This window comes from Rhodobaculum claviforme (genome assembly GCF_016653255.1).
Lineage (GTDB): Bacteria > Pseudomonadota > Alphaproteobacteria > Rhodobacterales > Rhodobacteraceae > Rhodobaculum > Rhodobaculum claviforme.
Genome location: NZ_NHSD01000309.1, coordinates 1 through 6,088 on the forward strand (window position 1 = coordinate 1; position 6,088 = coordinate 6,088).

Below are 6,088 nucleotides of genomic sequence, written 5' to 3' on the forward strand. Positions count from 1 at the left end.
CTCGGGCCCGGCCTCTCCCATCAGGCCGGTCTGGCCGCCGCGCATGGGGAATGCGACCGGGCCGGACACGATGCCGCCCTCGGCAAACGGCATCACCCGCCCCTGCGCGAACTGCCCACCCGAGGCAAACGGCAGGAACGACTGCATCATCGACTGGACCCCCTGCGAGACAGCCCCCCCAACAGCCCCCTGCACCGGTCGGACCGACGCCGAATAGACCGCATCCACCATCGACCGCGACACCGAGCGCAGCGCATCCGACAGCTTCATCCCGTCCATCGCCATGCCGTCAAAGGCCCGCCGCAAACCGTTGCCGACCTGTCGGCCCAGCCCGTCGACCTCGCGGCCCGTCAGGCCCATGGTCCGGCCCATCTGCGCCAGCTCCGCATCGAACGCCTGGGTCGCACCGCGCGCACCATCCAGGCTCGCCTCCAGCGCACTGACGCGCGTGTCCATGTCATCCATGACCCTCTCCTTTCACCGTGTCGGGAAACCGCGCCGCCAGCGCCGCCAGCCCGGCCGCATCCAGCGGGCCCGGCGTGGGCGCGGGACCCAGCATCATCAACAGCTCCACCGGCGTCAGCGCCCAGAACTCGGCCGGGCGCAGGCCCAGCCGACCGATCCCCAGCCGCATCAACCCCGGCCAGTCGAAGCCCGGCGCTGCGGTCATGCCAGCCCGTGCCCGGCGAACGCCCGCGCCAGCAGCTGGGCGGCCACGCGGGCGGCCTCCACCGGGCCACCGCGGATGTCGGCCTGGGCAATGTCGTCGGCATCACCGGGCCAGCCGCCGCCACGCAACCCCGCCACCAGCACACACAGGACATCGCGGGTGGTGAAGCGGCCACTCTCGAAGCGCTCCACCAGCGCCACGAGGCTGTCGGTGCGCATCCCCGCCTCCAGCTCCGCCAACGCCCCCAGCGTCAGCTTCAGAACCTCGCGCCGTCCGTTGACCCAAAGCGCGACCTCGCCCGCATGCGGATTGGCCATCACAGCGCCTCGAAACCCAGCGCACCCGCCGACGCGAGGCTGAGCGAATACGTCGCCTCGCCGTTGTGGCTGCCTGCATACTCGACCGAAGTGACCTGGAACGGCCCCTCGATCAGGCCGAAATCGGGCACCACGACCCGGAACCCCGCCACCTCTCCGGCAAAGAAGGTCTGGCGCACCCGCGCATCGCTCTCGGCATCGCGAAATACCCCCGAGCCGGAGATCGCGGCGCTCTTGACCCCCGCGCCGGCCAGCAACTCCCGCCAGCCCCCCGCACTGTCGAGGTTGGTGACATCCACCGTCTCGGCGTTGAACGTCAGCCGCGTCGCCCGCAACCCCGCCACCGTGACAAAGGCGCCCGCCCCGTCCATGTCCATCTTGATCAGAAGATCCTTGCCGTTCTGCGCTCCCATCGGATGCACTCCCTGCTGAAATCTGGCCCGTGGCCGGTCAGTCCTCGACGAGGACGCGAAAGGTCAGCTCAATCCGCCGCGCGCCCGTGCCGCGCACCCGCCCGGCCTCGGCACGCGCGAACCACACGCCCACCACCCGGCCGCGCGGCAGCACGGGCACCGGATCGGCCAGCATCGCGTCCGACACGGCGGCGGCGGCTTCCTTGGCGCGCTGGAACCCGGCCGCGTTGCTGATGACGCTGATCCGAAGCCGATGCTCGGCCGCAGGCGTGGTCACGCAGGAGCGGTCCACCGTCTCGCCCTGCCCCACGACGACAAAGGTGCCGGGGGGCGTCCCCGCTGGCACGGCATCATGGATCGCACCGCCCACCTGCTGCGTGACCACCGGATCGCTGGCCAGGCGCGCATACACCGCCGCTTGCAGCGCGGCGGCCGTTGCGTAACTCATGCCGGCTCCTCCTCTTCGCAAAAGCAGGTCAGATAGGCGCCGCAGGGATCGCGTTCGGCCACGGCCAGGATCGCAAACACCCGCGCGCCCTCGCGGAACCGCTGGTCGGGACGCGGGCGCGACAGCGCCCCGTGCGGTGCGGCCGGTACGGTGATGCGATAGGGCACGCGCCCCATGGGAACGCCCGGCCCTTCGCGCTCGCGCCCCGCTCCGGCGCGCAACTCGGCCCACAGCGTGCCCAGCGGCTCCCACCGATCGGCATAGCCCCCGGCCCCGTCGCCCTCGCGCAGCTGCACCTCCAGCACCAGCCGCCGGGTCAGCGCAGGCGCCCTCATCGGCCACCCCCTGCGGATGTCCGCACCACCCGCCAGCTTGCGATCAGCGCAACCACACCCGCGGGCATCGGGGCGGCACCATGGCGACTTTCATGGTACTGCGCGGCCAGCATCATGACCGCCTGGGCCAGATCCTCCGGCACACCCTGCCAGTCGGCCCCGAAACCCGCGGTGAAGGTGACCTCCACCGCGCCGCGCGACGGGGGCTGCGGCAACATCCAGCCGGCCGGCCGCAAGAATGGCCGATGCGGGTCCGGCTCCAGCCGATACAGCGCCGGGTCCACCGCCTGCGCGACACCGTCGCGATCCACAATCGCCACGCCATGCACCGACACCACGGGCGCAACCGGAAACACCTGCCCCCGCGGGTCGCGCCAGTCCGCCAGCCGCAGGCGAAAGTCGCGCTGGATCAGCACCTTGCCGATGCGCGCCTCGATCGCCATCATGGCCGCCCGAAGATAGCGGGCAATCAGACCGTCCTGGCCGCCATCATCGGCAAAGCCATGGCCCAGTCGCAGATGCGCCTTGCAGATCTCCAGCGGCAGCGCGGCGTCGGGCAAGCGATTGACCTCCGTCAGCATCGTCATCGTCTCCATCGGCTCGGGGAGGGGGCTGGCCACAGCGCGGCCTGCCCGCGCCCGGCATGTCCGGGCGCGGGGTCTGTCAATTGCGCGCGCCGCCTCAGCTGGTGGCGAAGCGCAGCAGCTTGATCGCCTTGAAGTCGCTGACATCGCCGCCCACGCGCCGCGTGGCATAGAACAGCACATGCGGCTTGGCCGAGAACGGATCGCGCAGCACCCGCAGGTCGGGCCGCTCGGCGATGGTGTAGCCCGCGCGGAAGTCGCCAAAGGCGATCGCGTGGGCGCCTGCGCCGATGTCGGGCATGTCCTCGGCCACCAGCACCGGATAGCCCATCAGCCGCGCGGGCTCCGCCGCGGCCAGCCCGTCGGACCACAGGAACCGCCCGTCACCGTCCTTCATCTTGCGCACGGCTCCGGCGGTTTTGGAGTTCATCACGAACACCGCCCCGGCCCGGTAGGGCGCATCCAGCGCATAGACCAGATCGACGATGGCATCGGCCCCGTTGGCGGCCTTGAACGCCCCCGCGGCCCCGGACGGCACATAACCCAGCCGCCCCCACTGCCAGGCTGTGTTCGCGACCGCCAGATGGTTCAGGAACCCCTTGGGCTTGTCCACCCCGTCACCCGAGATGAACGCCGCCGCCTCGGCCCGCGCAAAGCGATCCGCGATGCGCCCGGCCAGCCAGCCCTCGATGTCGAACGCGGCATCGTCCAGCAACCGCTGGCTCGCCTTCGGCATCGCCGACAGCTCGTGCAGCGGGATGGAGATGCGGTCGATCAACGGTGTGCCGGTCTCGGTCGCCGGGCCCGCCTCGGTGGCCCAGCCGGTGCCCAGCTCGCTGTGGTCCACCAGCACGTCGAACGAGGTCGCCTCCACCGTCACCACATTGGCGATGGCCCGGATCGACGCGGCCGAGTGCAGCACCCCCTGGATCGCCTCGGCGGTCTCGGGATCGACCAGAAACCCGCCCTCGGCGTTGACCGAGGTGCGCATGGCCTTGCCCTCCAGCGACACCCCGCGCAGCGCCTCATCGGCGCCCGAGCGCAGATAGGCCGCGAACGCCTTGCGGTGCATCGGCTCGGCCTCGGCGCCAGTGGACAGGGACGGGCGCCCGGCAGAGGACGAAAGGCGGGCGTGTTTGCGATCCAGCATGGTCAGTCGCTCTTCCTGTTGTTGAACTCGGGTGCGAAGTTCGGCGTGCTGCGCCGCGAACTCGCTCAGAAATCCGGTCAGCGCGGCTTTGACCTCGCGCGCCGGATGGGTGTCGGTGGCGCGCTCCGTGCCCGCCGCCGTCTGTGTGTCGCTCATCGCGTCATCCTTTCTTGCCACCCTCAAACCCCTCGGCGATGCCCTGCCCGCCCAGCACCTGGCGCGCGGTCGCCAACGCCTGCGCCAACTCGCGCAGGACACCCTCGGCGTCCTCGGCCGCCTCGGCCTTCGCGCCGACGCGCGCCTCGGACTGCATCGGAAACGTCACGAGCGAGACCTCCCACAGCTCCAGCGCCACCAGGCGCCGGCCACCGTTGCGTTCCCGCTCGGCTTTGACCGTGCGATAGCCGATCGACAGCCCGTCCAGCGCGCCCGCCGCGATCAGCGCCGCCGCCTCGCGCCCCTTGGCCACCTCCGGCAGAAGCCGCCCGCGCACCCACAGGCCGCGGTCATCCTCCACCACCTCCTCCCAGACGCCGATGGGGCGGGTGGGATCGTGCTGCCACAGCATCTTGACCCGCCGCCCCTCCTCCGTCAGGCGCCTGAGCGAGGCCGCGTACGCCCCCGCCACCACCGTGTCGCCGCCGCTGTCACGCCGCCCGAACACCGAGGCATAGCCCGCCACCCCATTGCCGTCGGTCACCACCAGACCGGTCTCGGGTCGGTGGAACTTGCGCTCCAACCCCAGAATCTCCGTCATCGCTCGCCCTTTTCTGATATCCGGGCCCTCAGCCGCCCGGTCGCCCGTCCAGCCCACGCCGGCCGCTCACAGCGGCAGCCCGGGCAGCAGGGAAATTCCCAGCTGCGCCAGGATCGCGCCCAGAACGCCGTAGACCGTCAGCCACAGCCGACGCTCCAGCCGCTCCAGCATCGCCTCGATCCGGCCAAGCCGGAACTCGAGCGCCGCCCAGCGCTCCTCGGCCACGCGCTCGTTGGCCTCGATGCGCGCGTGGGCCGCATCGAAGGTCTCGTGCGAACAGCGGGTGCTGCGCGCCGGGCGGCGCGGTGTCATGTCGCCTCCGACAGACGCGGCAACCCAAGGATCGCGCGCTTCTCCGCATCGGTCAGGAATGTCGCCTTGCCCACGCGGCGCCACTGCTGGTCACGCTCCTCGGCCAGCGCGGGCACCTGATCCAGGTCGGGCCGCAGCTCCGCCACCTCGCCCGAGAACCCCGACAGCCAGTGCGCCAGCGCCGCCGCCACACGGGTCGCCAGCGGCACCACCGTCAGGCGATAGAACGCGCGGTTGGCCTCCTGGTAATTGGCATAGGTGGCATCTCCGGGGATCCCCAGCAGCATCGGCGGCACCCCGAAGGCCATCGCGATCTCGCGCGCGGCGGCTTCCTTGGTCTTCTGGAATTCCATGTCGGAGGGCGAGAAGCCCATCTGCTTCCAGTCGAGGCCCCCTTCCAGCAGCATCGGGCGCCCGGCATTGCGCGCACCCTGATGGTTGGCCTCGATCTCGGCCACCAGCCGGTCGTACTGGTCCGGCGACAGCCCGCCATGCCCGTCGGCGCCGGTATAGACAATCGCCCCCGAGGGCCGCGCGGCATTCTCCAGCAGCGCCTGCGACCAGCGCGAGGCGGCGTTGTGCACCTCCAGCGCGGTCGCGGCGGCCTCCAGCGGCGACAGCCCGTAATGGTCGTCGAGCGGATGGAACGTGCGGATATGGCAGACCGGCGCCACCTCTCGGGTCATGTCGAAGCGATGCCTGCGGTTGCCCACGGCGTACTCATATGCCTCCGGCCAGCCATCCGGCCCCGGCAACACCCGCATCCGGTCCGAGCGCAGCACATGCAGCTCCAGCGGCAGGGCCCCCGTGTCCGACGTCTCCTCGTCGCCCACCGCCTCGACATAGGCGTTGCCCGACAGCAGCAGCTGCGAGAACAGCGCCTCCAGAAACTCCGCGCGGCCCTGCACCGGGTTGGGCTGGCGCATCAGCCCCATCAGGGGATGCGTCTCGTAGCGGCGCTCGCAATCCTGCAACACCAGCGGCAGCGCGGCGGCGGCCTCGGCGATCAGGCGCACCGCGCGGAACCCCACGGGATTGCCCTGAAACCCCCCGCGCACCCGCGCGCGGCCGTCCACCGGACCCCAGACCGCACGGCCCGCCC

At 71.2% G+C, this 6,088-nt stretch carries 11 protein-coding genes; all 11 read right to left on the reverse strand.

The annotated features are described in order from the left end of the window. Positions 1-465 (reverse strand): phage tail tape measure protein (locus CCR87_RS14665; protein WP_201158283.1); only part of this gene is annotated, 465 nt, incomplete at its 3' end. Beyond that, complete coding sequence (locus tag CCR87_RS14670) at positions 458-670, reverse strand: phage tail assembly chaperone (protein WP_201158284.1); 213 nt, start codon at positions 668-670, stop codon at positions 458-460. The genes CCR87_RS14670 and CCR87_RS14665, both read right to left, overlap by 8 nt. Beyond that, positions 667-987 (reverse strand): gene transfer agent family protein, encoded by a 321-nt coding sequence (locus CCR87_RS14675; protein WP_201158285.1) that lies wholly within the window; start codon positions 985-987, stop codon positions 667-669. The genes CCR87_RS14670 and CCR87_RS14675 overlap by 4 nt, the downstream gene beginning before the upstream one ends. After that, on the reverse strand, positions 987-1,400 hold the full coding sequence (locus CCR87_RS14680) for a phage major tail protein, TP901-1 family (protein WP_201158286.1): 414 nt from the start codon (positions 1,398-1,400) through the stop codon (positions 987-989). Before CCR87_RS14680 ends, CCR87_RS14675 begins: the two co-directional genes overlap by 1 nt. A 37-nt stretch (positions 1,401-1,437) precedes the next feature. After that, positions 1,438-1,848 carry a DUF3168 domain-containing protein gene (locus CCR87_RS14685; RefSeq protein WP_201158287.1) on the reverse strand — a complete coding sequence of 137 codons (411 nt, stop codon included), beginning with the start codon at positions 1,846-1,848 and terminating at the stop codon, positions 1,438-1,440. Then, entirely contained in the window at positions 1,845-2,183 is a 339-nt protein-coding gene (locus CCR87_RS14690) for a head-tail adaptor protein (RefSeq protein ID WP_201158288.1), read from the reverse strand. Before CCR87_RS14690 ends, CCR87_RS14685 begins: the two co-directional genes overlap by 4 nt. Then, complete coding sequence (locus tag CCR87_RS14695) at positions 2,180-2,803, reverse strand: head-tail connector protein (protein ID WP_338048942.1); 624 nt, start codon at positions 2,801-2,803, stop codon at positions 2,180-2,182. Before CCR87_RS14695 ends, CCR87_RS14690 begins: the two co-directional genes overlap by 4 nt. Before the next feature lie 61 nt (positions 2,804-2,864). After that, positions 2,865-4,073 (reverse strand): phage major capsid protein, encoded by a 1,209-nt coding sequence (locus CCR87_RS14700; RefSeq protein ID WP_201158289.1) that lies wholly within the window; start codon positions 4,071-4,073, stop codon positions 2,865-2,867. A 4-nt stretch (positions 4,074-4,077) separates the two neighbouring features. Continuing rightward, a complete protein-coding gene (locus tag CCR87_RS14705; RefSeq protein ID WP_201158290.1) occupies positions 4,078-4,674 on the reverse strand; it encodes an HK97 family phage prohead protease in 597 nt (198 codons plus the stop codon). 66 nt (positions 4,675-4,740) lie between these two features. Beyond that, the gene (locus CCR87_RS14710) at positions 4,741-4,986 is read right to left on the reverse strand and encodes a GTA head formation protein, RCAP_rcc01685 family (protein WP_201158291.1); all 246 of its coding nucleotides are present in this window, start codon (positions 4,984-4,986) and stop codon (positions 4,741-4,743) included. Next, a partial coding sequence (locus CCR87_RS14715; RefSeq protein WP_201158292.1) for a phage portal protein occupies positions 4,983-6,088 on the reverse strand: 1,106 nt, incomplete at its 5' end. The genes CCR87_RS14715 and CCR87_RS14710, both read right to left, overlap by 4 nt.

Excerpts from the sequence above, each read along its gene's own strand:
- CCR87_RS14670 (WP_201158284.1), bottom strand. The coding sequence starts at position 670 with ATGACCGCAGCGCCGGGCTTCGACTGGCCGGGGTTGATGCGGCTGGGG.
- CCR87_RS14685 (WP_201158287.1), bottom strand. The coding sequence starts at position 1,848 with ATGAGTTACGCAACGGCCGCCGCGCTGCAAGCGGCGGTGTATGCGCGC.
- CCR87_RS14710 (WP_201158291.1), bottom strand. The coding sequence starts at position 4,986 with ATGACACCGCGCCGCCCGGCGCGCAGCACCCGCTGTTCGCACGAGACC.
- CCR87_RS14705 (WP_201158290.1), bottom strand. The coding sequence starts at position 4,674 with ATGACGGAGATTCTGGGGTTGGAGCGCAAGTTCCACCGACCCGAGACC.
- CCR87_RS14690 (WP_201158288.1), bottom strand. The coding sequence starts at position 2,183 with ATGAGGGCGCCTGCGCTGACCCGGCGGCTGGTGCTGGAGGTGCAGCTG.
- CCR87_RS14675 (WP_201158285.1), bottom strand. The coding sequence starts at position 987 with ATGGCCAATCCGCATGCGGGCGAGGTCGCGCTTTGGGTCAACGGACGG.
- CCR87_RS14700 (WP_201158289.1), bottom strand. The coding sequence starts at position 4,073 with ATGAGCGACACACAGACGGCGGCGGGCACGGAGCGCGCCACCGACACC.
- CCR87_RS14680 (WP_201158286.1), bottom strand. The coding sequence starts at position 1,400 with ATGGGAGCGCAGAACGGCAAGGATCTTCTGATCAAGATGGACATGGAC.